This is a genomic window from Afipia massiliensis (assembly GCF_014203115.1).
In the GTDB taxonomy this organism is placed as follows: domain Bacteria; phylum Pseudomonadota; class Alphaproteobacteria; order Rhizobiales; family Xanthobacteraceae; genus Afipia; species Afipia massiliensis.
The window spans coordinates 33000-57902 of the sequence record NZ_JACHIJ010000007.1; the positions used below are offsets into that span (position 1 = coordinate 33000).

Annotated in this window: 18 protein-coding genes and 1 tRNA gene; 7 read left to right on the plus strand and 12 right to left on the minus strand. The window is 63.7% G+C overall.

Annotation, left to right across the window (positions count from 1 at the left end):
* Window positions 1-38 precede the first annotated feature (38 nt).
* Window positions 39-1103: an AI-2E family transporter gene (locus tag HNQ36_RS21305; protein ID WP_184088489.1), complete on the plus strand. Its 1065-nt coding sequence runs from the start codon at window positions 39-41 to the stop codon at window positions 1101-1103.
* 25 nt (window positions 1104-1128) lie between these two features.
* Here the strand turns inward: HNQ36_RS21305 and HNQ36_RS21310 are convergent, their stop codons facing one another.
* From HNQ36_RS21310 to HNQ36_RS21320, 3 genes are all read right to left on the minus strand, one after another.
* Complete coding sequence (locus HNQ36_RS21310) at window positions 1129-2772, minus strand: ABC transporter permease subunit (RefSeq protein WP_184088492.1); 1644 nt, start codon at window positions 2770-2772, stop codon at window positions 1129-1131.
* Window positions 2773-3017: 245 nt separating this feature from the next.
* On the minus strand, window positions 3018-4043 hold the full coding sequence (locus HNQ36_RS21315; protein WP_184088495.1) for a Fe(3+) ABC transporter substrate-binding protein: 1026 nt from the start codon (window positions 4041-4043) through the stop codon (window positions 3018-3020).
* Window positions 4044-4177: 134 nt separating this feature from the next.
* Window positions 4178-7681, minus strand: a complete 3504-nt coding sequence (locus HNQ36_RS21320) for a PAS domain S-box protein (RefSeq protein WP_184088498.1) — start codon at window positions 7679-7681, stop codon at window positions 4178-4180.
* A gap of 333 nt (window positions 7682-8014) precedes the next feature.
* On the opposite strand from HNQ36_RS21320, the gene HNQ36_RS21325 reads away from it, so the two are divergent.
* From HNQ36_RS21325 to HNQ36_RS21335, 3 genes are all read left to right on the plus strand, one after another.
* The gene (locus HNQ36_RS21325; RefSeq protein WP_046827633.1) at window positions 8015-8389 is read left to right on the plus strand and encodes a phasin family protein; all 375 of its coding nucleotides are present in this window, start codon (window positions 8015-8017) and stop codon (window positions 8387-8389) included.
* A 212-nt stretch (window positions 8390-8601) separates the two neighbouring features.
* Entirely contained in the window at window positions 8602-9027 is a 426-nt protein-coding gene (locus tag HNQ36_RS21330) for a phasin (RefSeq protein WP_184088501.1), read from the plus strand.
* A 192-nt stretch (window positions 9028-9219) separates the two neighbouring features.
* Window positions 9220-9296, plus strand: a tRNA-His gene (locus HNQ36_RS21335).
* A gap of 31 nt (window positions 9297-9327) precedes the next feature.
* Here the strand turns inward: HNQ36_RS21335 and HNQ36_RS21340 are convergent.
* Both HNQ36_RS21340 and HNQ36_RS21345 read right to left on the minus strand, forming a co-directional pair.
* On the minus strand, window positions 9328-11739 hold the full coding sequence (locus HNQ36_RS21340) for a sensor domain-containing diguanylate cyclase (RefSeq protein WP_184088504.1): 2412 nt from the start codon (window positions 11737-11739) through the stop codon (window positions 9328-9330).
* Between the two features lie 273 nt (window positions 11740-12012).
* Entirely contained in the window at window positions 12013-12288 is a 276-nt protein-coding gene (locus tag HNQ36_RS21345) for a metal-sensitive transcriptional regulator (RefSeq protein ID WP_046827631.1), read from the minus strand.
* Window positions 12289-12335: 47 nt separating this feature from the next.
* Here HNQ36_RS21345 and HNQ36_RS21350 point away from each other — a divergent pair, with 47 nt between their 5' ends.
* A complete protein-coding gene (locus HNQ36_RS21350) occupies window positions 12336-14753 on the plus strand; it encodes a heavy metal translocating P-type ATPase (RefSeq protein ID WP_347339995.1) in 2418 nt (805 codons plus the stop codon).
* Here the strand turns inward: HNQ36_RS21350 and dapA are convergent.
* The 3 genes from dapA to trxB all read right to left on the minus strand — a co-directional run bounded on the left by dapA (window position 14710) and on the right by trxB (window position 17982).
* Window positions 14710-15645 carry a 4-hydroxy-tetrahydrodipicolinate synthase gene (gene dapA, locus HNQ36_RS21355; RefSeq protein ID WP_184089137.1) on the minus strand — a complete coding sequence of 312 codons (936 nt, stop codon included), beginning with the start codon at window positions 15643-15645 and terminating at the stop codon, window positions 14710-14712. The genes HNQ36_RS21350 and dapA overlap by 44 nt on opposite strands.
* Before the next feature lie 445 nt (window positions 15646-16090).
* Entirely contained in the window at window positions 16091-17014 is a 924-nt protein-coding gene (locus HNQ36_RS21360; RefSeq protein ID WP_046827628.1) for a LysR family transcriptional regulator, read from the minus strand.
* A 2-nt stretch (window positions 17015-17016) separates the two neighbouring features.
* On the minus strand, window positions 17017-17982 hold the full coding sequence (gene trxB, locus HNQ36_RS21365; protein ID WP_184088507.1) for a thioredoxin-disulfide reductase: 966 nt from the start codon (window positions 17980-17982) through the stop codon (window positions 17017-17019).
* Window positions 17983-18247: 265 nt separating this feature from the next.
* On the opposite strand from trxB, the gene HNQ36_RS21370 reads away from it, so the two are divergent.
* Window positions 18248-18730, plus strand: a complete 483-nt coding sequence (locus HNQ36_RS21370) for a winged helix-turn-helix transcriptional regulator (protein WP_184088510.1) — start codon at window positions 18248-18250, stop codon at window positions 18728-18730.
* A 133-nt stretch (window positions 18731-18863) separates the two neighbouring features.
* Window positions 18864-19622, plus strand: a complete 759-nt coding sequence (locus HNQ36_RS21375; protein ID WP_184088513.1) for a TSUP family transporter — start codon at window positions 18864-18866, stop codon at window positions 19620-19622.
* Between the two features lie 30 nt (window positions 19623-19652).
* Here HNQ36_RS21375 and HNQ36_RS21380 read toward each other — a convergent pair whose 3' ends face one another.
* From HNQ36_RS21380 to carB, 4 genes are all read right to left on the minus strand, one after another.
* Complete coding sequence (locus HNQ36_RS21380; protein ID WP_184088516.1) at window positions 19653-20057, minus strand: DoxX family protein; 405 nt, start codon at window positions 20055-20057, stop codon at window positions 19653-19655.
* A gap of 161 nt (window positions 20058-20218) precedes the next feature.
* The gene (locus tag HNQ36_RS21385; RefSeq protein ID WP_184088519.1) at window positions 20219-20500 is read right to left on the minus strand and encodes a hypothetical protein; all 282 of its coding nucleotides are present in this window, start codon (window positions 20498-20500) and stop codon (window positions 20219-20221) included.
* Window positions 20501-20616: 116 nt separating this feature from the next.
* Entirely contained in the window at window positions 20617-21093 is a 477-nt protein-coding gene (gene greA / locus HNQ36_RS21390; protein WP_046827622.1) for a transcription elongation factor GreA, read from the minus strand.
* Between the two features lie 172 nt (window positions 21094-21265).
* Entirely contained in the window at window positions 21266-24730 is a 3465-nt protein-coding gene (carB, locus tag HNQ36_RS21395) for a carbamoyl-phosphate synthase large subunit (RefSeq protein ID WP_184088538.1), read from the minus strand.
* Window positions 24731-24903: the final 173 nt, after the last annotated feature.

The window sequence follows — 24903 nt, forward strand, 5'->3', positions numbered from 1 at the left end:
CCGAACGAGGTCCGTATCGGATCGAACAAGGAAACCACATGCGCGGCGGTATTGAAGACAAGGCCTTCCTGATCCTGATCGTCGTGGTGTCGCTGGCCTTTGCCTGGATTCTCAAGTCGTTCTACGGGGCGATCCTCTGGGGTGTCGTCATCGCCATCCTGTTCGCGCCGCTGTACCGGCGGCTGCTGCGGAGGAACCCGCAGCGGCCCACCCTGGCGGCGCTGGCCATGATCGTGCTGGTGGTCATGATCGTGATTCTGCCGCTGACGCTGATTGCAGCGTCGCTGACGCAGCAGGCGGCGGCCGTGTTCGCGAAGGTGCAGTCCGGCGAACTCGACTTCGTCAAACTGTTTCAGCAGATCCTCAATGCGCTGCCGACATGGGTCACTGGCGTGCTCGACCGCTTCGGCGTCGCCAGCTTCGGCGGGATGCAGGAGAAGCTCTCAGCCGGGCTGCTCAAGGGCAGCCAGCTGATCGCCACCCAGGCGCTGAACATCGGCCAGAGCACGTTCGAGTTCATCGTTAGCGTCGCGATCATGCTGTACCTGCTGTTCTTCTTGTTCCGCGATGGAAACGCGCTGTCGCGGCGCATCAAGGACAACATTCCGTTGCGCGCCGAGCTGCGCGACGCTCTGCTGGAGAAATTCACCGTCGTGATCCGCGCCACGGTGAAGGGCAGCCTTCTGGTCGCCTTGGCGCAGGGCGCGCTCGGCGGCCTGATCTTCTGGTTGCTTGGCATCAATGCGGCGTTGCTGTGGGCGGTGCTGATGGCATTCCTGTCGCTGCTGCCGGCCGTCGGCGCCGGGCTGGTCTGGATGCCGGTCGCGCTCTATCTCTTGGCCACAGGGTCGTTTGTTCATGGCGCGATCCTGATCGCCTATGGCTTTCTGGTCATCGGGCTTGTCGACAATCTGCTGCGCCCGATGCTTGTGGGCAAGGACACCAAGCTGCCGGACTATGTGGTGCTGATCTCGACGCTGGGCGGCATCGAAGCCTTCGGGCTCAACGGCTTTGTCATCGGCCCGGTCATCGCCGCCATGTTCATCGCGGCGTGGGATATCTTTTCGGTATCGCGGAAGAATGATCAGGCCGGGGCGGCCTGAAAGCTGCGACGCGTTCTGCCAACGTCTAGGCCGGTCCCTGCGGAATATCCGAAAACCGCGTCAGCCATGCCACCGGCCCGATGCTTGCAGCCACGATCAAGAGTGCGGCGAGCGCACCATCCTCGAAGCTGCCGCGGCTGGCATACTGATAGATCGAGGTCGCCAGCGTTTCGACATTGAGCGGACGCAGCAGCAGCGTCGCCGGCAATTCCTTCAGGCAATCGACGAACACCACGATGGCAGCGCCGAGCAACGCCGGACGCAGCAGCGGCAGGTGGATCCGCCGCATCGCGGTGATCTGTCCGGCGCCTGCGCTGCGAGCGCTGTCGTCGTAATCGAACGGAATGCGCTCGAACCCGGCCCGCAGAAACCCGGTCGGCACCGCGAGAAAGCGGATCACGTAGGCGGTCACCACCGCCGCGCCCGATCCCATCAGCACGAGGCCCGGCAGGGCGAGCCCGAGCCACGCCGCGAGCGTGTTCAGCGCGTTGTCGATCGCCAGCACCGGCGTCAGCAGGCCGAGCGCCAGCACCAGTCCCGGCAATGCGTAACCCGTTTGCGCGATGTTGGCTGAGAACGCGCGCCATGAGCCGGGACGCCAGCGGGTTGCAAGGATCGTCGCCAGCCCGAGGCCAAGCGCGGCCAGCGTCGCGAGCGCCGCAAAGATCACCGAGTTGAATGCATCGCGCCAGATCGCCGTATCCATCGTGACCGTCGAGCGGTGCACGCTCTGATGCAGCAGAAACAGCAACGGTACGATGAAGCCGAGCAGCACGGGGAGAACGCATGCGGTGAACGCCAGCCAGCCCCTGATCCCCTTGAAGGGCGTGCGCGGTGTCAGCCGCGGACTCTCCGACGAGAATTCGGTCACGACGTTGCGGCGGCCGTAGCGCTCCAGCGCGATCAGTCCGCCGACGATCACCAGCACCAGACATGACAGCTGCGCCGCGCCCGCGAGGCTGCCGCGGTTGAGCCATGTCGTGAAGATCGAGACGGTGAGCGTGCGCACGCCGAGATACTCGCTGGCGCCGATGTCGTTCAGCGTTTCCAGCGCGACGAGCGCAAGGCCGACGGCCAGCGCCGGGCGCGCCATCGGCAGCGAGATGCGCAAGAAGATATTCCAGCGTCCCGCGCCGAGCGTTCGCGCGGCTTCCGCAAATTCGGCGCTCTGCAACTGGAATGTCGCGCGCGCGGAGAGATAGACATAGGGATAGAGCACAATGCCGATGATGAAGATCGCGCCGGGCAGCGAGCGCAAACCAGGCAACAGCACCAGCGCATCGCGCGCGGGCAACCACAGCGTCAGCGTGCGATGGACGAGGCCGAGCGGTTCGAACAGATCGACGTAAACATACGCCGCAATGTAGGTCGGGATCGCCAGCGGCAGCGGCAGCAGCCAGAGCAGCAGTCCGCGCCCGGGAAAATCATGCGACGACACCAGCCACGCGGTGCCGGCGCCGATCAGCAGCGCCACCGCTCCGACGCCGATCAGCAGCGCCGCGGTGTCGCGCAGCGCCAGCGGCAGCACGTAGTCGATGAGATGGGACCAGAGACCGGGCGCGGGCTGCGCCGCGATCACGATAATCGCGAGCACCGGCAACACGACAAGCGCCGCGGTGAAGACCGCCAGCGTAGAAACAGCGGGCTCTGCGATGCGCGCGCTTGTCACGTGCCCTCGCTCCCTCTCCCCGCTAGCGGGGAGAGGGTTGGGGTGAGGGGCAACTTTTTGTCTCGGATCGATGCGGGTCCGTCGTTCGTCATGCCCGGCCGTAGCAGTCGCAGACTGCGTAAACTTGTCTGCGTGCCGGGCATCCGCGTCTTGCTTTCGATAAGAGGTGAGAAAGACGTGGATGGCCGGGACAAGCCCGGCCATGACGAGATTTCCGGTTTGATCGCGATCACAGGATCAACCCATCAATTGTCGAACCCGACCTTGTCGACCAGCGTCGAGGCCGCCTTGCGGTTGGTTGCGATCTTGGCAACCGGCAAGGTGTCGGCATTCAGCTTGCCGTAGCCGGCGATGGTCGGATTGATCGCGACGCCCGCGCGCACCGGATACTCGTAGTTAGCGTCGGCGTAGATCTTCTGGGCCTGCTCGCCGGCAAGCCATTCGATCAGCTTGATCGCATTGGCACGGTTGGGCGCGTTCTTGACCAGCAACAAACCGGACAGGTTCACGTGGGTGCCTTTGCCCGCGAAGGTCGGCAGGATCACCTTGGTGGCTTCCGCCCATGGCTTCTTGTCCGGGTCCTTGTCCATCATCAGCGCCCAGTAATAGGTGTTGCCGATGCCGAGGTCGCACTTGCCTGCCGCGACATCGCGCGCGGTTTCGCGGTCGCCGCCGGACGGCTTCTGCGCGAGATTGGCTTTGACGCCGCGCAGCCATTCCTCGGCTTTGGCTTCGCCATGATGGGCGACATAGGCCGCGAACAGCGCGTTGTTGTAGATGTGCTGGCCGGAACGGATGCAGATCTTGCCCTTCCATTTCGGATCGGCGAGTTCTTCATAGGTGATGGCGTCCTGCTTGACGCGATCCTTCGAGGCGTAGATCACGCGCGCGCGCATCGAGATGCCGGCCCAGTGACCATCGGGATCGCGATACTGTGCTGGCACGATCTTGTCGATCACCTCGGACTTGATCGGCTGGGTCACGCCCGCCTGGACGGCTTCGTCGATGCGGCCGATGTCGACCGTCAGCAGCAAGTCGGCGGGGCTGTTTGCGCCTTCCGCCTTGATGCGCTGCTCAAGGCCGGAACTGGCCGAAACCACGTTGATCTTGATGCCAGTGTCCTTGGTGAAGGCGTCGGTCAGGGGCTGAAGCAGCTTCGACTCGCGATAGCTGTAGAGATTGACTTCGCCGGATTGCGCGAATGCCGTGGAATTCAATGCCAACACCGATGCGAGGGCAGTTGCAGCGGTGAGAATGCGGGTTCGTGACATGGGAAACTCCGGCGCTTGATTGAGGGCGCTGAACTGGATGCAGCGCTTCGTGCTGGTTCTGTAACGCACGGGACGTGCACATTCACGCGGCGCGATGTCGCGAGAGCACGAGTTTAGAGCGATTCCAGATTATCCTACGCGATCGCGCTGGCGTGCGAGAACACGACCTCGATCAGCGTGCCCGAATGCGGCGCGGTCTTGATATGGAATTGCGCGCGGTTGGCCTCGACCAGCGCCTTGGTCAGCGACAGGTTCACCACCGAGCCGTCGGCGGTCTGGTCCGAGGCGCCCGACGTGCGGAACGGCGCCATCGCGGCGGCGATCTCGTTGTCGTTGAGGCCGTGCCCGGTGTCGCGGACGCGCAGCACGATGTCGCCGAAATCGGTGGTCGCCGTCGAGACGATGACCTGCCCGCCGGTATTGGCCAGATGGATCGAATTGCCGATCAGGTTCATCGCAATCTGGCGCAGCGCGCGGGCGTCGGCCTTCACCGTCGGCAGCGCATGCGCCAGCGATGTGCGGATGATGATGCGCTCGCGGTTGGCCTGCGGCTGCATCACGGCGACGCATTGCTCGACCATGCTGTTGAGGTCCTGGCTCGCGAACGACAGTTCCATCTTGCCGGATTCGATCCGCGACAGGTCGAGCAGGTCGTCGATGATCGCCATCACGCGCTGGCCGGAGGCGCGGATGTCCTTCATGTATTCGACATAGCGTTCATTGCCGAGCGCACCGAAACGCTCCTCGATCATCACGTCGGCAAAACCAATGATGGCGTTGAGCGGCATGCGAACTTCGTGGCTGATCCGCCCGAGAATGTCCGCCTTGGCGTTGGTTGCACGTTCAACCTGACGCCGCGCCTGGGTCAACTCGCCTTCGCCCTTCTTCGCCTGCGACATGTCGCGGAAGATCGCGAAGAAACGCGCATTGTCCGGACGGGTGCGGCCCACGGTCATCGACAGCGGAATAGCGCTGCCGTCGCGGGCGCGGCCCAGCATGTCGCGGTTGTGGTTGAGCAGGCTCGCGACTGCGGCGGTCCTGACTTCGTTCACATAGTCCTGCACCGCGTGCTGGCTGTCCGGTGCGAACAGATCGGTCAGATTGAGCGCCGCCATCTCGTTGTCGTCGCGGCCGAACAGGACTTCGGCGCTGCGGTTGCAGGAGAGAACGCGGCCCTCGCCGTCGAACACCACAACGCCTTCGGCGGTATGGTCGAGAATGGTGCCGAGTTCTTCCGCCTGCGTGGTGTCGTCGCTAGGCACGACAACCGGCGTTATGACCACCGCCGGCGCGGGCTCGCTCCAGGTGGCGGCGCGCGGGCCGGAGAACACCAGCGCATGGGATGGTTCGCCGTCCCATGTGATGGCGAACAGCCGGGCGTCGGCGGGTTCGCCCTTGTCGGGGCCGCTCTTGCTGGTCGCTGCGATCACGACCGGCGTGCCTGTTTCCGAAGTGCTGCTGGCGGTGCCCGCGCCGGCTTCGACAGTCAGCGCATCGAGGCCGCCGGCCTCGGTCAGCGCGTGAAGATCGTCGTAACCGGTCGAGGCGAGAAACGCCTTGTTGGCGTAGAGCAGCCGGTCGAGCCGGTAGATCAGCACACCGACCGGCAGGCGATCGAGCAGCTGCGAATCCTGCGCGGCGTTGGCTCGCGGCAGCACCGGCTCAGGCTGCAGGAATGCGGGCGGATGTTCCAGCGCAGGCGGTTCGGCAACGGGCGCGTGGGGTTGCTCGCCCTCATCGGGGGCGAACAGTTCGGCCACCGATGCGTCGGTGAGCGTATCGCTCTCGGCTGCATTTTCGAGACGGGCCGACAGCCGCCGCGCCAGTTCGTCAAAGGCGTTGCTCTCGACCGCGGTCAGCGCTGGCGCTTTCGGCTCGGCCACGGGAAACGGTACGACGTTTTGCGGAGTGTCCACGGGGGGCTTCGATTCGGTTCGCGGTGAATTCTCTGTCGGGAAATTGTCTTGCGTGCTTCCGGCGAGGTGCACCGGCTCGGTTGGCGCATGCACGTCCGCTGCGTCCGTGATGTCCTGGCTCACAGGTTCTTGGCCGGCGGCATCATGAACCGTCACGTCTTGCACGACAGGTTCGTCGGAGAGAGGCGTTGCGGGCGGCGTCGACGCGTACAGCATGTCGTCGCGGCGCTGCGCGGCCAGCCGCGCCATGCCTTCGACGTCGCGGCAGACGCCGAACCCGCGATAGCCCAAAAAACTCCCGGCGCGGTCGTAGATCGGCAGACCCGACAGTTCGACCGGCAATCGCGCGCCCGCGCCGTCGGCGGGCCAGTTGACGACGATGTTGCTCCAGGTCTCGCGGGTTGCGACCGCTGCCGCCACCTGGCCTTCGGGATCAAGGCCGAGTGCATCGGCGATTTCATTCCACGGCCTGCCAAATGCGGCTGAGGTGCGCGCGCCGATCAGGCGGGTGAATTCATCGAGGCCGAGCGAAAAGCGGCCGTCTTCATCCATGTGCCACATGAAGCGCAGCGGATGCCGTCGCGGCGTCAGCGGCGGGCCATCCATCTCGAGCAGGGTTGCCGACACGTCGTGTGTGCCGATGTCTTGCGCGGGCGGTTTGCGGCGTTCGTCGTCGAAATAGATTCGCGTCACATGATCTGCCGGCGCGTCGTGATGCGAGGGTTCATCGTGAGACGCAGGCTCCGAAACGTCGCTTGCCTGCGTCTCAACGTGCTGAGGCGGTGTGATGTTGGCGATCTGCTGAACCGGAGATTCCTGTTCAGGCAATTCGTCGAACACCGATCCGAAAACGTCGGCGGGCATAATCTCAGCGGGTTCAGATGACGCGTGATGAAGCGGGGCGTCGGCGGCAGCTTGTGCAATCGCTTCAGCAGGCTGCACGGATGGCGCATCGGGTGCGGAGGCCGTCGCTGTTACGACGGGTTCGGCGGTCGGCACATGCGCCGGCGTGCTCTCTACGGCTGATGCAATAACGACGGGAACGGGCTTCGGCGCGTGCGGCGGCACGCGGACGGCGCCGATCAATGCAACCAGCGCCGTTCCTTCGCCGGTCCCGACGCGATGCACTGAGACGCGGCCAAGATCCATTTGCAGGGTTGCCTGTCCGTCGCGCAGCGCGCCGCTGCGCGCGTCGTCGAATCCGGGGCCGGTGAGATCGTTGAACAGGCCGGGAAAATTTTTCGCGCGTTCATTGGCGCCCGCCAGCGCGCCGTTCGGCGTGAAGGTCATGGCCGGCATCGTGACGCTGTCCACGAGATGCGCGAGCCGTTCGGTGAGCGGCGCCGGACGGCCGACCGGGTCGGCGGCGGCGATCAGAATGCCTGCTGTGCCGTCGGCGAAGGTGAGCCGCGCGCAGGAGCATGTCAGGAGGCGGCCGAGCGGCGCGCCGAAACCGCGCAGCCGTTCAAGGCGCGGCGCGCCGGACTGCGATAGCCGTGCCGCGAGCTGCGCGGCCTGCCGGCGATGCGGGTCCGCGGGTCCGATGATTTTTTCGGCGAGCACGGCGGCGTTGCGTGCGCCGAACAGTTGTGCGCCGATGGTGTTGGCCCAGAGAATGTGCGCGCCGTCGAGCGACCAGACCCATGCAGGCAGGCCGCTTGTCGCGTGAACCGCAAGGCGCGGATCGCGGATGCCGTGGAGCTGGAAGTCGGCTTCGCTCATATCGGACAACGTGCCTTTGACTCGCTTTCGCCGCGCCGGATTTCGGCGCTGGAAGTGGGATCGGACAGCCTTAACAAATGATTAGTATGGCGCGGTTGCCGCAAGGTCCACCAGTGCGGTGTGAGACTACCCGTCCAAACCCGCGATAACGTTAATTCCCCGGCGCGCTGAACCCCAACGGCGCTCAGGCGTTGGGTGTTGCAAAAGCTATTCAAACGTTCACGATGAGCGGGCAGGAACTGTCGTTGCGCTGCGTCAAATGTGGTGTCACCCGGCGGTGAATTGCGGACTCGGGTCCGGCAGACGGGCCCGGATGTAACAGGAGGGTGCGACATGGCAGGCAATCAGTTCGAAATTCCGAAGGAAATGCGGTCGATGGCGGAGGCAAGTCTGGATCAGGCGCGCAAGGCCTTCGAATCCTTCATCAGCAGCGCGCAGCAGACAGCGTCTGCGTTCGGCGGATCGTCGTTCGGCGCCCCCGGCGAGGCGGCCAAGGATATCAGCACCAAGGCCATCGCCTTCGCGGAGAAGAACGTGCAGTCCTCGCTGGCCTACGCCCAGCAGTTGATTAATGCCAAGGATCTGACCGAGGTGATGCGTCTGCACACCGAATACGTTCAGGGCCAGATGCGCGCGCTGGCGGAGCAGGCCAGCGAAATGGGGCAGGCCATGACCCGTGCGGCGATGGACGCCACCAAGCAGAAATAGTCTGCTTCCGGACGCTTGAGCAGTCAGCCCGGCAGATCCGGTCCCCGGGGGCCGGCTCGGCCGGGCTCCCGGCCCGGCGTTTCTTGTTGCAATGCACAATGTCCAGCCTATAGTGCCAAATAGAGACTGATCCTGCGCCGGCCTGTGAGCCTCGCGCGGCCGGCTTCCTCGTCCCGGCCATTTCAATTCCAGACACCACAAGGAATCTCCACATGAGCGCGAACGATCCGTTTTCCGTCGTCCCCTTCAAGGTTCCAGAGCAGTTTCGCGCATTCGCGGAGATGGGCGTTTTCCAGGCGCAGGGCAGCTATCAGAAGCTCAAGGACGCGGCGGTCTCCAACAACGGGGCGCTGGAGGCGATGGTGACCTCGGCCACCAAGGGCGCCGGTGACTTCACCTCGAAGGTGATCGGGATGGCCCAGACCAACACCGAGGCGGCCTTCGCCTTTACCCAGAGCCTGATGGGCGTGAAGTCGCTGCCGGAAGCGTTCGAACTGATGAACGCCCATGCCCGCAAGCAGTTCGAGGTTTTCAGCGCGCAGTCGCAGGATCTCGCCACCCTGACCCACAAGGTTGCGGCCGAGGCGGTCGAGCCGATCGCCACCGGTGCGGCAAAGGCCTTCAAACCCACTCTCTGACCGGGTCCCGGTTACGGAACAGGCGCACCCGGATGAACCCTTTGCTCTTCCGGGGCGACCCACTAACGAGCTGTTCGTGACGCCCGTTCGGCAGGTCAAAGCGTCTTGCAAAAGCGCGGCGTTGCACCTAGTTTCCCGCGAAATCGCCGCCCCTTGGCGGGGCCGCCTCGAGGCGGCCGTTCGATTGAAAATGCAGTTGTAGCTCAGCTGGTTAGAGCGCCGGATTGTGGATCCGGAGGTCGGTGGTTCGATCCCACCCAACTGTACCACTTCCATCCCTTCCCAGAGATCAGAACCCGTTCAGGCCGACTGCGCCAGCAGGATGCGAACGTCGTCGCCCGTGGCGAGCGCGCTGTCGGCGTGCGTGAGCATCGCAAAGGTTGCGATCGGCGCGGGGCGTCCGACCAGATAGCCTTGGACCTCGTTGCAGAGTTCGGATTGCAGGAACGCCAGTTCGGCCGGCGTCTCGACGCCTTCCGCCAGCACCGGCAGACCGAGGCCGCGCCCCAGACCCAGCACCGCACGTACGATGGTCGCGGCCTGTGCATTGGTGTTGACCGATTTAATGAACGAGCCGTCGATCTTGATCTTGTCGAACGGGAAGGCGCGCAGATTCGAGAGTGACGAATATCCGGTGCCGAAATCGTCCATCGCGATATGGACGCCGAGCGCCTTGATGCGCCGGAGCGTGTTGAGCGCGCGGTTGAGATCGCGAACCAGCGCGGTCTCGGTGATTTCGAGTTCGAGCCGGTCCGGCGTCAGGCCGGTTTCGAGCAGCACTTCGTGCACCAGCTGCACGAAATTCTCGCTGTAGATCTGCACGGCAGAGACGTTCACCGCGATCGTCAAGGGCTGCGGCCAGCTCGCTGCCTGCTTGCAGGCCTCGCGCAGCACCCACTCGCCGATGCCGAGAATGGCGCCGGTTTCTTCGGCGATCGGAATGAACACGGCCGGAGAGATCGACCCGCGGGTCTTGTGGGTCCAGCGCAGCAGGGCTTCGAAACCGACCACGCGGCGGGTCTGAATGTCTTCCTGTGGCTGATAGACCAGATTGAATTCACGGCGGGCCACGGCCTGGCGCAGGTCGTGCTCCAGCACCCGGCGGTCGTGCACTTCCGCGCCCATTCTCGCCTCGAAGAAGCGGTAGGTGGCGCGGCCTTCCGTCTTGGCGCGGTAGAGCGCCGTGTCGGCATGGGTGAGAAGTGTTTCGCGGTTGTCGGCATCGTCCGGGCAGATCGCGATGCCGATGCTGCATGAGGTCAGATTGTCACTGTCGGATTTGTTCGCGCTGGGCTGCAATGCCGCGAGAATAGCGTCGGCCAGCCTTCCCGCCGCCGCGGGGTTGGACAGTCCGGGCATCAGCACCGCGAATTCGTCGCCGCCGAGGCGCGCGACCATGCAGGTGTTGTCGAGAAGCGCGGAGACGCGCGAGGCGACGGTCTGAAGCACCTTGTCACCTGCTGCGTGCCCGAACAGGTCGTTGATCTCCTTGAACCTGTCGAGGTCGAAACACAGCACCGCGCACTTTTGTCCGTTGGCTTTCGCAGCTGCGATCTCGTGATCGAGCCGTGCATGGAAGCTGCCGCGGTTCGGCAGCGACGTCAGCGCGTCGTGATGCGCGAGATAGCGGATGTGCTGCTCGGCTTTCTTGCGCGCCTGCAGGTTGCGGACGGCGATGACGTGATGCGCCTGTCCGCCGAAATCGATCGGACGCAGGATCAGTTCGACCGGAATCATGGATCCGTCGACATGGCGCAATTCGGCCTCGACCGGTTGGTTCGGCGCGGCCAGCAGTTTTGCGCGCGCCTCCGCGCTCGGAATGTACATTTCCAGCCTGGCGCCGATCAGTTTGTCCGACGATGATCCGACAAGCTGGGCAAAGCTGGTGTTCGCCGTCACGGCGGTGTCGCCGTCGCAGACCAGCAGGCCTTCGATCGCTGCATTGGCCAGACCGCGCATCCGGTCGGCTTCAAGCACGGAGCGGCGCTGGTCGTGGATGTCGAGAGCGGCGGCGCCCAGCGCCAGCAGAATGATGGTGAAGCTCGAGACGGCGACGCCGATGGCGAGCCATCCGGCGGGGATCGCGGCCGGAGGGATCGTGACGGTGGGATCGGGAATGATCGCCACCGCGCCCATCGCCGTGAAATGATGACTGCAGATCGCGAGCGTCAGAAGCAGCGCGCCGGCAATTCGCCAGCGCTGCGAACTGGCGTGGAGGCCCGAAGGCAGGGATGTTGCGCCGATCAGCGTGCCGAGCAGGATCGAGACCGCAACAAGGGTTGAATCCCACAGGATGATGCCGCCGATCTCGAAGGCGGCCATGCCGAGATAATGCATCGTGGCGATGCCGCCTCCGACAACGGCGCCGCCGAGCCAGGGTCCGGCCCGCCATTCGGGCCGCATGGCCATCGCGAGGCCCGCGCCGGTCAGCAGGACAGCGGCGGCGAGCGACAGGATGGTGAGGGCGATGTTGTAGCCGCTTGGAATCCCGGGCGAGAACGCGAGCATCGCGATGAAATGCGTGGACCAGATACCGAAGCCGGTGGAGATCGCGGACACCGCGAGCCAGACCGGACGCATGCGGCCGGCCGACCGGCGTGCATGTCTCAGCAGGCTGATGGCGGCGAACGAAGCCAATGTACAAATGACGGCCGCGAGACCCACGAGCCACAAATCATGGGCGGTGGCGATACAATTGTAGACCTTGAGCATCGAACGACCTGCAATGCGCGAGAACAAGCGATTGCTTCGGCAGGTACCGGGGAATTGCGTAAGAACACGTAAATACCCCGATGCACGTTCGACCTATGCGTTGAGCGGGCCTTGCGATCAGCTGGACGGCCAGCGCGTGCGCTCAGCGAACAAATGACGAAAGCCGCTGTGGCGCAGGTATTTCTTGCATGCATGGCGCATTAGTCGACGCGCCGTTGCAAGCTAACGCGCAATCAACCATGTCGCGAAGTGGTAACCCGGTGATCATGCCGCCTAACGGTCGGCGCGGCTGACCACATCCATCAGCTCGGCGATCTTGCGGCGCTGATCGGCCTTGTCGCCCGACGTGATCGCATGCTCGACGCAATGAGCGACATGGTCGCGCAGGATTTCTTCCTCGACCCGCCGCAGCGCCGTACGCGCCGCCGCGATCTGCGTGACGATATCGATGCAATAGCGATCGTCATCGACCATACCCGCGAGACCGCGAACCTGGCCTTCGATCCGTTTCAACCTTTTCAGGCACGACGTCTTGATTTCCTGGCGCATGACGATCTATATACCCCCATAGGGTATACAGGTCAAGGAGAGCGATCGTGGTTGCGAACACAAACGGCGGGAAAAGTTGCTGCGGCGGACATGGTCACGCGGGCCATGGTCACACGGGCCATGATCACGCCGGTCATAGTCATGGTCATACGGACCATGCACCCGCCGATGCCGACGGGCGCGTCACCGATCCGGTCTGCGGCATGAGCGTCGATCCGCTGACGACGAAGCATCACCTCGACTACAAGGGGCAGGATTACTTCTTCTGCTCGGGACGTTGCCGCACGCGCTTTGATGCCGAGCCGGAAAAGTTCCTGGCGCCGAAGTCATCCGCGCCTGAAGAGAAGCTGCCGGAAGGCACCATCTACACCTGTCCGATGCATCCTGAAGTGCGTCAGGTCGGGCCGGGAAGCTGCCCGATCTGCGGCATGGCGCTGGAGCCGGAGACGGTCTCGCTCGACGACAAGCCAGATCCCGAACTGATCGACATGACGCGCCGCTTCTGGATCGCGCTGGCGCTGACGCTGCCGGTGTTCGTCATCGACATGGCGGCGCATCTCGGCGGCATCCATCTGTTGCCGGCGCAGACATCCAACTGGCTGTCGTTTGCACTGGCCACCCCGGTGGTGCTGTGGGCCGGCTGGCCGTTCTTCGAGCGTGGCTGGCAATCCGTCAAAACGCGCAACCTCAATATGTTCACGCTGATCGCGATGGGCACCGGCGTCGCTTATGTCTACAGCGTGGTCGCCACGCTGGCGCCGCAGCTGTTTCCGCAGGCGTTCCGCGATCACCACGGCGCGGTCGCGGTGTATTTCGAAGCCGCCGCGGTGATCACCGTGCTGGTGCTGCTCGGTCAGGTGCTTGAACTGCGTGCGCGCGCGCAAACCTCCGGGGCGATCCGCGCGTTGCTCGGCCTGGCGCCCAAGACCGCGCGTCGCATCACGCCGGCGGGCGACGAGGATATCGACATCGACGTTATCGCGGTGGGCGATCTGTTGCGCGTGCGGCCGGGCGAGAAAATTCCGATCGACGGCGTCGTCACCGAAGGCTCGTCGCTGGTGGACGAATCCCTCGTCACCGGTGAATCGATGCCGGTGAAGAAGACCGAGGGTGCGCAGGTGATCGGCGGCACGGTCAATCAAAGCGGCGGTCTCGTGATCCGCGCCGAGAAGATCGGTCGCGACACCATGCTGGCGCGGATCGTCGATCTGGTGGCGCGGGCGCAGCGCTCGCGCGCGCCGGTGCAGCGTCTGGCCGATCAGGTCGCAGGCTGGTTCGTTCCGGTGGTGATCGCGGTGGCGCTTGCGGCGTTCGCGGCGTGGGCCGTGTTCGGTCCGGAGCCGCGGTTTACCTACGCGCTGGTCGCTGCGGTGACCGTGCTGATCATTGCCTGCCCTTGTGCGCTCGGCCTTGCGACCCCGATGTCGATCATGGTCGGCGTCGGACGCGGTGCGCGCTCCGGCATCCTGATCCGCGACGCCGAAGCTCTCGAGCGGATGGAGAAGGTCGACACGCTGGTGATCGACAAGACCGGGACGCTGACCGAAGGAAAGCCGAAAGTGGTGGCGATTGTCGCCGCCGGTGGATTCGAGCGTAACGAACTGCTGCGGCTCGCCGCCAGCGTCGAGCGCGCCAGCGAACACCCATTGGCGTTCGCAATCCTGAACGCAGCGAAGGAAGAAGGCATCGAGCTTCACGACGTGCAGAACTTCGATTCACCGGTCGGCAAGGGCGCCGTCGGTACGGTCGATGGCCGCCGCATCGTGATCGGCAATGCCGTGATCATGCAGCAGTCGAACATCGACATCGCGGCGCTGGAAGCCGAGGCACGGACGCAGCGCGAGCGCGGCGCGACTGCGATCTACGTGGCCGTCGATGGCCGCGCCGCCGGCGTCATTGCCATCGCCGATCCGGTCAAGCCGAGCGCGCAGGACGCGCTTCGGCAGTTGCGCAACGACGGGCTGCGCATCGTCATGCTGACCGGCGATAACGTCACCACGGCGCAGGCCGTGGCGAAGACGCTTGGCATCACCGAGGTCGAGGCCGACGTGCTGCCCGAGCGCAAGGGCGACGTGGTCACGCGGTTGCGCGGCGAAGGCCGTGTGGTCGCGATGGCCGGCGACGGCATCAACGATGCGCCGGCGCTGGCAGCGGCCGATGTCGGTATCGCCATGGGCAGCGGCACCGACGTGGCGATCGAGAGTTCGGGGATCACGCTGTTGCGCGGCGATCTCATCGGGCTGGTGGAAGCACGGCAGTTGTCGCGCGCGACCATGCGCAACATCCGCCAGAACCTCGTGTTCGCGTTCCTCTATAACGCGGCGGGCGTTCCGGTCGCGGCGGGTGTGCTGTATCCGGTGTTCGGGATCCTGCTGTCGCCGATGCTGGGTGCGGCGGCGATGGCGCTGTCGTCGGTCAGCGTCATTGGCAATGCGCTCCGGCTGGCGCGGGCGCGGCTGCACTAGCGCGGACTGCGATTTCCCGGTCGAGCCGCACCGCCAGCTCCGAACTGACCTCCGTCATCGGCAGGCGCAGTTCGGGGCTGTCGATCAAGCCGGTGCGCCACAGCCAGTACTTGATCGGCGCCGGGCTCGGCTCGGCAAACAGCAGCTTCGTTAAATCGGAGACAGTGTGCCAGCGGATCAGTGCCGCGTCATGATCGCCTGCCGTCAGCAACCTGACGACCGATGCAAATGTTTCGGTCTCGATATGCGCCGATGCGAGTATGGCGCCGTCCGCGCCGTCGGCCAGCGCATCCCAGGTTTGTGCATCCTCGCCGGTCAGCACGGCAAAACGGGCCGGGCGCCTGCGCAACAGTTCGACGGATTGCGCGCGGATCGCACAACAATCCTTGAGCCCGACGATGTTGTGATGGTCCGCCAGTTGCAGCATCGCCTCATTGCCGAGATTGACGCCGGTCCGGTACGGGATGTTGTAGATCAGGATCAGGTGCGCTGCCTGGTCGGCAAGCGCGCTGAAATGCTGGATCATCCCGTTTTGCGTTGGTCGCGAATAATAGGGACAGGAGATCAGGTAGCCATCGATCGGCCATGCAGCCGTTCTCCGCAGCGTGTCCAGTAACACCCGCGTATCGCTGCCGGACAGGCCGAGGCAAATTGGAAGGTCCTTGCCACTGCTGGAGACCTCGTCGCGCACGATCGCGACCAGCCGCGCAGTTTCCTCCGGCGCAAGAGTGAGACCTTCGCCGGTGGTGGCGGTAAGGATCATTCCGTTGACCGGCAGGGCGGCGTAGTGCCGCACCAGGCGGCGGAGCGATACGTCGTCGAGTTCTCCGTCACGAAACGGTGTGACGAGCGGCAGCCACAGGCCCTGCAGGCGTGATCGAAGGTCGGTCATTGGTCCATCTCCATCAGGTAAAGCCGGAGACGGACAAACAAAAACCCCGTCCTCGCGGCGGGGTTTCGGGATCAAGCTTGAGCGAGACAATTATCGCGCGCGTCGATCTCCAGTCCCCAGGCGGGGACCTTTTTTCGACAGCGTTGCGCACGAATTCGCGATCATGCGCCGAGAGTGATTTGAGGTAGCCGCGTTGTCAACGTACGGGCAGAAAAAAGACCGGGCTAAAGAGCCCGGCCTGTTTAGTTTTTGGCCACGTGAGGCCGACACAATCACCTTCCAAGAGGGATAACTGAGCGCGCGTTCCGCTGGAGGAGGGGGACAGTGCGCAGAACGCTCAATCAGTGTGGGGAGAGTATGGGCCGCGATTTCCCATCCGGACAACTCCGATCCCGGTATGTCAGTCATGCTCAGGATGCGGGCTCAAACGTCCGTTTGAACCCGGTTAGGACGGCCAGCGTTGCGCCTTACTCACGATAAAATCACGGAAAACCTGCACACGCGCCACCGACTTCAATTCTTCGGGATAAACAAAATACGTATCCAATTGAATCGAGTCGGCTTCGCTGAACAGCTGCACCAGCCGGTTATTGTCCTCGACGAGGTAGTCCGGCAGCGCGGCGATGCCCAGGCCTTGCTGGCAGGCGCGCACCAGACCCAGGATGTTGTTGACCTTGAACACGGCCTCGCGCGGGCCGGAGCCGTTGCGGTTGGCGTCGACCAGCCAGTTCCGGTTTTGCAGGTGTTGCGGCACGTTCTGGTCGCTGAGCACGATGATCCGGTGCGCATCCAGTTCGTCGAGCGTGCGCGGGGTGCCGTGGCGCTTGACGTATTCCGGCGAGCAATAGGCGTGGAAGCCCATCGAGAACAGTTTGCGCTGAATGAGATCCGGCTGGGTTGGCTTGCGGGTGCGGATCGCCACATCGGCTTCGCGCATCGACAGGTCGAGTTCCTCGTCGGTCACGATCAGCGAAATGCGGATGTCGGGATAAAGCGCCGTGAATTCGCCCAGCCGCGGAATCAGCCAGTTGATGCCGACGCCCGGTGTCGTGGTGACCTTGAGATCGCCGCTCGGCCGCTCGCGGCTGTCGGTGAGTTTTGCGCGCGCCGCCTGCAACTGCATAAACACATCATGCGCGGTGCGGAACAGGAGGTCGCCCTGTTCGGTGAGGATCAGTCCGCGGGCGTGGCGGTGAAACAGCGATACCGACAGTTCCTGCTCCAGCGCGCTGACCTGACGGGAGACGGCCGACTGCGACAGCCCGAGCTGTTCGCCCGCATGCGTGAAGCTTCCCGCTTCCGCAGCCGCGTGGAAGACCTTCAGCTTGTCCCAATCCATATCGCTTAATCCGTCGCGTGTTCGTGCCATGGTTACTCCGCAGCTGCGCGTTCGGTGGCGCTGTGAGCGAGAAATCGTTCGGCTTCCAGCGCTGCCATGCAGCCGAGACCGGCCGCTGTCACCGCCTGGCGATAGGTTTCATCCGCGACGTCGCCCGCGGCGAAAACGCCGGGCACCGAGGTCGCGGTCGAATGGGGTGCGATCTCGACATAGCCGGAGGATTTCAGTTTCAGCTGGCCGGTGACGAGTTCGGTCGCCGGCGCATGGCCGATGGCGATGAACACGCCGTCGGCGGCGTGCTCGGTCACGGCGCCGCTCTTGAGATTCTTCAGGCGGATGTGGGTGACCTTCGAGGGATTCTCGGAGCCGCGGATTTCGTCGACCTCGCTGTCCCAGATCACGCTGATCTTGGGGTGCTTGAACAGCCGGTCCTGCAGGATGCGTTCGGCGCGCAGGCTGTTGCGGCGATGGACCAGCGTCACCTTCGACGCGAAGTTGGTCAGGAACAGTGCTTCCTCGACCGCGGTGTTGCCGCCGCCGACCACGAACACTTCCTTGTTGCGGTAGAAGAAGCCGTCGCAGGTGGCGCAGGCGGATACGCCGAAGCCCTTGAACTTCTCTTCCGAGGGAATGCCGAGCCAGCGCGCCTGGGCGCCGGTGGAGAGGATCACGGCGTCAGCCAGATAGACATCGCCGCTGTCGGTGGTGATGCGGAACGGCCGCTGGCTGAGTTCGAGCTTGTTGACGTGATCGGTGACGATCTTGGTGCCGACATGTGCCGCCTGCTTTTCCATCTGCTCCATCAGCCAGGGGCCCTGGATGACGTCGGCAAATCCCGGATAGTTCTCGACATCGGTGGTGATGGTGAGCTGGCCGCCGGGCTGGATGCCCTGGATCAGCACCGGCTCAAGCATGGCCCGCGCGGCGTAGATCGCCGCCGTGTAGCCTGCAGGCCCGGATCCGATGATGACAACCTTGGCATGAATGGGAGCGGCCATAACGCGACCTTCGGTATTCTGTTGCAGGGATGATCAGCGATGAGGCGGGACTTGCCCGTAAAGGCATCGCTGGGCTGTTAAAAGTGCATGCTCCGAATGTAGGCCATCTTGCGAGCTATGCAAGATATGCAACCCCTATCATGAGATTTTCCCCAGCTAGCCATGACATAGCATGCTGACGAAATAAAATTGCGCGAAACGCTGCGGCTGGCTAGAACAGTCCCGAAACCGGCCGGACCATCCGGCTGCCAGGGATAGGAAGCCCGTGTCAAAAAGCCTCGACGAAATCGATCTAAAAATTCTGAACGAGATTCAGGCCGACGGCCGAATCACCAACGTGGAACTGGCCAAGCGGGTCGGGATTTCGCCGCCACCGTGCCTGCGCCGGGTCCGGACGCTGGAAGAAGACGGTTACATCACCGGCTATCGCGGGTTGCTCAATCCCTCGTCGCTCGGCTTCGACGTCACGGTGTTCGCCTCGGTGCATCTGTCGAGCCAGGCCGATGCCGATTTGCGCGCGTTCGAGGAATTCGTTCGTCACGAGCCGCTGGTGCGCGAATGCTGGATGCTGTCGGGCGAGATCGATTTCATTCTCAAGTGCGTCGCGCCGGACATGGTGACGTTTCAGAACTTCGTCTCGCACCTCACGGCTGCACCCCATGTGCGCAACGTGCGAACCTCGCTGGTGCTGCACAATTCCAAGGACGCGCCGGACGTGCCGCTTGAACTGAAAGTCCCGCAGGGCTGAGTATCGAATTTCACATGCTGTCCCCGCGAAAGCGGGGAGTGGGCATACGGCGCGGGCCGTTCTCCTGCATCGTCCAATGCTCTAAAAGCCGCGTGCCGGGCGCTTCCCCGCCCAATTGCGTGATGGGGCTGACGTGACTTTATTCCAGATCGTTGTGCTGGCCGTGGCGGGATTCGCCGCAGGCACCGTCAATGCTGTCGCCGGTGGAGGCACGTTCCTTACATTTGCCGCCCTCGTCGCCTGCGGACTGCCGACGCTCGATGCCAACGCCACCAGCGCAGTCGCTCTGACACCCAGCAATCTTTCCAGCGTCGCGGCCTACCGCTCCGAAGTCCGCAGCTATTTCCGCGAGATGATTCCGTTTGCGATCATCGGATTGATCGGCGGCGGTGCCGGTGCGCTTTTGCTGATCTGGATAGGTGATGGCGGTTTCCGTCCGCTGGTGCCGTGGCTGCTGTTGCTGGCCACCTTGTTGTTTGCGTTCAGCAACCAGATACGCACCTTCGTCGAACCATGGTCGCGCGGACAGCATGCAGGCGCACGGATTGTCGCCTACGTGCTGATGATGGTGGTGGCGATCTATGGCGGATTTTTCGGAGCCGGCACCGGCATTATGATGCTCGCGGCACTGGCCATCCTCGAAAGCGGCAATTTTCACAAGGCCAACGCGACCAAGCTTGTCGTCGCATTTCTGATTCAGATCATGTCGGCGGCGTTGCTGATCGCCGGAGGTCTGGTGCACTGGCCGCAGGCGCTTGTGACGATCGCAGCTTCCGCCTTCGGCGGATACTACGGTGTCACCCTTGCGCGCCGCGTGCCCGAAAAAATAATCCGCGCCGCGGTGGTGGCCATCGGCGCGGTTTTGACTGTTGTGTTCTTTGTCAGGACATGATCGGAAATCATGCCTTGAGGGCTTGAGCGATCAGGCCTTGCCGCGCGAGGCGTCGACGCTCCACGGACCGGGGCCTGCGCTCGCCAGATAAAGGCATGCGAAGCAGAACATTGCGGCCAGCGTGCCGCCGTTCAGAAGCGGATGAAAAACGGCGCTGCCGGTCTTGAACATATGCCCGATAAAGTAGGCGAATGCCATTTCGCCGGCCAGGATGAACGCCGACAGGCGGGTGAACAGGCCGACGATCAGCAGTGCGCCCAGCACCAGTTCGATTCCGCCGGCGACGAGACTGAGTGTCGGCGGGTTGGCGAACATCGGCACCGCCGGGATTTTCAGAATCTTGGCGACGCCGAACTGAAACAGCAGCAGGCCGGTCATGATGCGCAGCACGCTGAGAAGCTGCGGCCGGTACGGTGCGAGAAAATCGAATTGCATGGTCACCCCCTGTTTGATTCCACGTGATTTGATATCGCGCCGGACAGGGAAGCAATAGTGTTGCCCTTTGGAAATCCGATGACGATTTCGTGGGGCGATCCGGAATAAGTCGAAGGTGACAGTGTTGCGCGTGTGCCCTGGTTTCCGGTTGGAAACCGCCGCTATTTCTTCTGGGGTTCGCCCTGCGGAATATCCGCGGCGGTGCAGCGGATCGCCTTGGGCTGACAGGCAACCCCGATGTTCGAGCAGGTCGGTGCCTCGCCGCTCGCTCCGCGCGCGCAGTTCACGCAGTCATCGGTCCAGCGCTGGCAGTTCGGCTGGTTGACGTAGACCGAAAGCTCTTTCGGCTTCCCCGGCGGTGGAATGTCGATCTCGGCGGCGCGCGCGCCGGTGGTGGCAACCATCACCAACAGCAGCACCATCAGGACGCGAGAGCGCGGCATCACATTCCTCATTGCGGCGAACTGGAGCCGGAAGCGCATGCTACAGCAGAACCAAAAGCAAATGGCCGGGAAATCCCGGCCATTGTCATTGAAGTGCGTCGCTGTAAACGGACGGCTTACTTCCAGTCCACCCTGGTGATCTCGTAAGCCTTGGCGCCACCGGGAGCCACGACTTCCACCGAGGAGCCCTTCTTCTTGCCGATCAGCGCGCGCGCCAGCGGCGAGGTAATCGAGATGCGGCCCTTCTTGGCGTCGGCCTCGGGCTCGCCGACGATCTGCCAGACAGCCTTCTTCTCGGTGTCCTCATCGACCAGCGTCACGGTCGCGCCGAACATGATGGTGTCGCCGGACAGTTTCGAGACGTCGATAATTTCGGCGCGCGCAAGCTTGTCCTCGAGTTCCGCGATGCGGCCCTCGTTATGCGACTGCGCTTCCTTCGCGGCATGATACTCGGCGTTCTCCGACAGGTCGCCATGCGAGCGCGCTTCGGCAATCTGCTCGACGATGCGCGGGCGATCCACCGACTGGCGCTGCTTCAATTCAACTCCCAGGGCGTCGTATCCGCCTTGGGTCATCGGTACCTTGTCAACCATTTCGTCGTCCTTGCATTTCGTGCGACGGGCTGTTGCCGCATGCACGAAACATCTTGTTTGATCCCGTTGGCTTACGGCCGCGGGGCAACGAATGAGAACACGATTGCGGCTGGGCGGTTCCCGCCGCAAGTTCCACTTATACTACGCCGGTCGGGATGACCGGCTACCAATTTCAGAGATCGGGGAAGTAACCTTGCAGGGTGCGGACCTCGAGATCCCCGCCCAGATAGGCCCGGATGCCCTGCGCCGCCGCCAATGCACCCGAAAGAGTGGTGTAATACGGCACTTTATGCAAGAGGGCAGCACGCCGCAACGAGCGGCTGTCGGCGAGTGCCTGCGGCCCCTCGGTGGTATTGAAAACCAGTTGCACCTCGCCGTTGGTGATGGCGTCGACGATATGCGGGCGGCCTTCCAATACCTTGTTGATCTTCTCGGCCGGAACACCGTTTTCGACGAGAAAACGCTGCGTGCCGGATGTCGCGATCACCTTGAAGCCGAGCGAGCTCAGCAGTTTCACCGCGTCGAGGATTCGCGCCTTGTCGGTTTCGCGCACCGACACGAACACCGTGCCCTTGCGTGGCACGCGGGTGCCGCCGCCGAGCTGGCTCTTGGCGAAGGCCACCGCGAACGAGCGATCGATACCCATGACCTCGCCGGTCGATTTCATTTCCGGCCCGAGCACGGTGTCGACGCCGGGGAAACGCGCGAACGGGAACACGGATTCCTTGACGCCGACATGGTTGAGCTTGGGCGGCTTCAGCTTGAAGTCGGCGAGCTTCTCGCCCGCCATGATGCGCGCGGCGATCTTGGCGACCGGAATCCCGACCACCTTGGCGACGAACGGCACCGTGCGCGAGGCGCGCGGATTGACCTCTAACACGTAGATATCGCCGTCCTTGATGGCGTACTGCACGTTCATCAGGCCGACGACGTCGAGGCCGAGCGCGAGCTCGCGCGTCTGGCGCTCGAGTTCGGCGATCACCGCAGGCTCGAGCGAATGCGGCGGCAGCGAACAGGCCGAGTCGCCGGAATGAATACCGGCTTCCTCGATGTGTTCCATGATGCCGACGACGAACGTATCTTTTCCATCGCACAGGCAATCGACATCGACCTCAGTGGCGTCCGACAGGTAGCGGTCGAACAGCAGCGGGTTCTTGCCCAGCACCGTATTGATCTGGCCGGTCTTGTCGTTCGGGTAGCGCGCCTTGACGTCAGCGGGCACCAGTTCCGGCAGCGTGCCGAGCAGATAATCGCCGAGCTGGAATTCCTCGCGGATGATCTGCATGGCGCGGCCGCCGAGCACGTAGGATGGACGCACCACCAGCGGCAGGCCGAGATCGGCGGCCACCAGCCGCGCCTGCTCCACCGAATAGGCGATGCCGTTCTTGGGCTGCTTGAGCTTGAGCTTGTCGAGTACGCGCTTGAAGCGGTCGCGGTCTTCAGCGAGATCGATCGCGTCGGGCGAGGTGCCGAGGATCGGCACATTGGCTTCTTCCAGCGCGCGCGCGAGTTTCAGCGGGGTCTGGCCGCCGAACTGCACGATAACGCCGTGCAGCGTGCCGTTGCTGCGCTCGGTATCGATGATCTCGAGCACGTCTTCTGCGGTCAGCGGTTCGAAGTAGAGGCGATCCGCGGTGTCGTAGTCGGTCGAGACCGTTTCCGGATTGCAGTTGACCATGATGGATTCGAAGCCGGCGTCATGCAGCGCGAAGCAGGCATGGCAGCAGCAATAGTCGAACTCGATGCCCTGGCCGATCCGGTTGGGGCCGCCGCCGAGAATGATGACCTTGTTCTTGTCGGACGGCGCGCTTTCGTCGGCCATCGCGCCAGCGAACGGCGCTTCATAGGTCGAATACATGTAGGCGGTGGGCGAGGCGAATTCGGCGGCGCAGGTGTCGATGCGCTTGAACACCGGGCGCACGTTCAGCGCACGGCGCGCGGCTTTCACCTCGGCTTCGGTGGTGTTGGCGAGCACGGCGAGGCGGGCGTCGGAGAAGCCCATCGCCTTCAGCATGCGCATGCTGTGGGCGTTGCCGGGCAGGCCGTTCGCCCGGACCTTGGCTTCCATCTCGATGATGCCGCGCATCTCGGCGAGGAACCACGGGTCGATCTTGCACGAGGTGAAGATCTCCTCGTTGGTCCAGCCAAGCCGCATCGCCTGCGCGACCTGCAGCAGCCGGTCGGGGGTCGGCGTGCCGAGCGCGGCGCGCACGGCGTTCTTGTCGTCGCTCTGGCCGAGGCCTTCGATCTCGATTTCATCGAGGCCGGTGAGGCCGGTTTCGAGCCCGCGCAGCGCCTTCTGCAGGCTTTCCTGGAAGGTGCGGCCGATGGCCATGACTTCGCCGACCGACTTCATCGAGGTGGTCAGCGTGGTCGAGGCGCCGGGGAATTTTTCGAACGCGAAGCGTGGAATCTTGGTGACCACATAGTCGATGGTCGGCTCGAACGACGCCGGCGTGGCGCCGCCGGTGATGTCGTTGGCGATTTCATCGAGCGTGTAGCCGACCGCGAGCTTCGCCGCGACCTTGGCGATCGGGAAGCCGGTGGCCTTTGAGGCCAGCGCCGACGAGCGCGACACGCGCGGATTCATCTCGATCACGACCATGCGGCCGTCGGCCGGATTGACGCCGAACTGCACGTTCGAGCCGCCGGTCTCGACGCCGATCTCGCGCAGCACCGCCAGCGAGGCGTCGCGCATGATCTGGTATTCTTTATCGGTCAGCGTGAGAGCAGGGGCGACGGTGATGGAGTCGCCGGTGTGCACGCCCATCGGATCGAGGTTCTCGATCGAGCAGACGATGATGCAGTTGTCCTTCTTGTCGCGGACAACCTCCATCTCGTATTCCTTCCAGCCGAGCACTGACTCTTCGATCAGAACTTCGTTGGTCGGCGAGGCATCGAGCCCGCGCTCGATGATGTCGAGAAATTCTTCCCGGTTATAGGCGATGCCGCCGCCGGTGCCGCCCATGGTGAACGAGGGGCGGATGATCGCGGGCAGGCCGATCTCGGAGAGCGCCATCAGCGCCTGGCCGAGCGCATGCTCCTGATAGCGCTTGCGCCGGTCGCCTTCATGCAGCACCCACTGCCGCTCGTGCTCGGCAAGCGCCTCGCCGGAGAGCTTTTCCTTCTCGGCAAGATACTGGTCGCGATACTGCTTCTTCAGCGCGGAGGCATTCGCTAGCCGCGATTTGGGCGTCTCGAGGCCGATCTTGGTCATGGCCTCGCGGAAAAGCTGGCGGTCTTCCGCCTTGTCGATGGCGTCCGCCGTGGCGCCGATCATTTCGACGTCGAATTTGTCCAGCGTGCCCTGCTGGCGCAGCGACAGCGCGCAGTTCAGCGCGGTCTGGCCGCCCATGGTCGGGAGCAGCGCGAAACCGCCGGGGAGCACATGGCGCTCCTTCTCGATGATCTTGGCGACGATTTCCGGCGTGATCGGCTCGATATAGGTCGCGTCCGCCAGTTCCGGGTCCGTCATGATGGTGGCCGGATTGGAATTGACCAGAACGATGCGGTAGCCCTCTTCGCGGAGCGTCTTCACGGCCTGGGTGCCGGAATAATCGAATTCGCAGGCCTGGCCGATCACGATGGGGCCAGCGCCGATGATGAGGATCGTCGAGATGTCTGTACGTTTAGGCATTAAGTCTCACGGCAGGAATTTGGGCACAAAAAAAGGGCGCGCATCCGCGCGTCCCTTGAGCCAAGCGCCAGGTTGCCCTCGCGCGCGCCGTGTCTTTAGACCAGATTCCGTGACGGTGAAAGGCCTTAAAAGCCGCGATCAACTGCGAATTTCAGGCAGTTTCCGGGACTTGC

Coding starts and splice junctions, on each gene's coding strand:
- greA (WP_046827622.1), bottom strand. CDS start 21,093: ATGGTTGACAAGGTACCGATGACCCAAGGCGGATACGACGCCCTGGGA.
- HNQ36_RS21385 (WP_184088519.1), bottom strand. CDS start 20,500: ATGCCGCGCTCTCGCGTCCTGATGGTGCTGCTGTTGGTGATGGTTGCC.
- HNQ36_RS21345 (WP_046827631.1), bottom strand. CDS start 12,288: ATGCGCCAGGAAATCAAGACGTCGTGCCTGAAAAGGTTGAAACGGATC.
- HNQ36_RS21305 (WP_184088489.1), top strand. CDS start 39: ATGCGCGGCGGTATTGAAGACAAGGCCTTCCTGATCCTGATCGTCGTG.
- HNQ36_RS21340 (WP_184088504.1), bottom strand. CDS start 11,739: ATGCTCAAGGTCTACAATTGTATCGCCACCGCCCATGATTTGTGGCTC.
- HNQ36_RS21330 (WP_184088501.1), top strand. CDS start 8,602: ATGAGCGCGAACGATCCGTTTTCCGTCGTCCCCTTCAAGGTTCCAGAG.
- HNQ36_RS21325 (WP_046827633.1), top strand. CDS start 8,015: ATGGCAGGCAATCAGTTCGAAATTCCGAAGGAAATGCGGTCGATGGCG.
- HNQ36_RS21315 (WP_184088495.1), bottom strand. CDS start 4,043: ATGTCACGAACCCGCATTCTCACCGCTGCAACTGCCCTCGCATCGGTG.
- HNQ36_RS21380 (WP_184088516.1), bottom strand. CDS start 20,057: ATGCAATTCGATTTTCTCGCACCGTACCGGCCGCAGCTTCTCAGCGTG.
- HNQ36_RS21360 (WP_046827628.1), bottom strand. CDS start 17,014: ATGGCACGAACACGCGACGGATTAAGCGATATGGATTGGGACAAGCTG.
- HNQ36_RS21320 (WP_184088498.1), bottom strand. CDS start 7,681: ATGAGCGAAGCCGACTTCCAGCTCCACGGCATCCGCGATCCGCGCCTT.
- trxB (WP_184088507.1), bottom strand. CDS start 17,982: ATGGCCGCTCCCATTCATGCCAAGGTTGTCATCATCGGATCCGGGCCT.
- dapA (WP_184089137.1), bottom strand. CDS start 15,645: ATGACCGACCTTCGATCACGCCTGCAGGGCCTGTGGCTGCCGCTCGTC.
- carB (WP_184088538.1), bottom strand. CDS start 24,730: ATGCCTAAACGTACAGACATCTCGACGATCCTCATCATCGGCGCTGGC.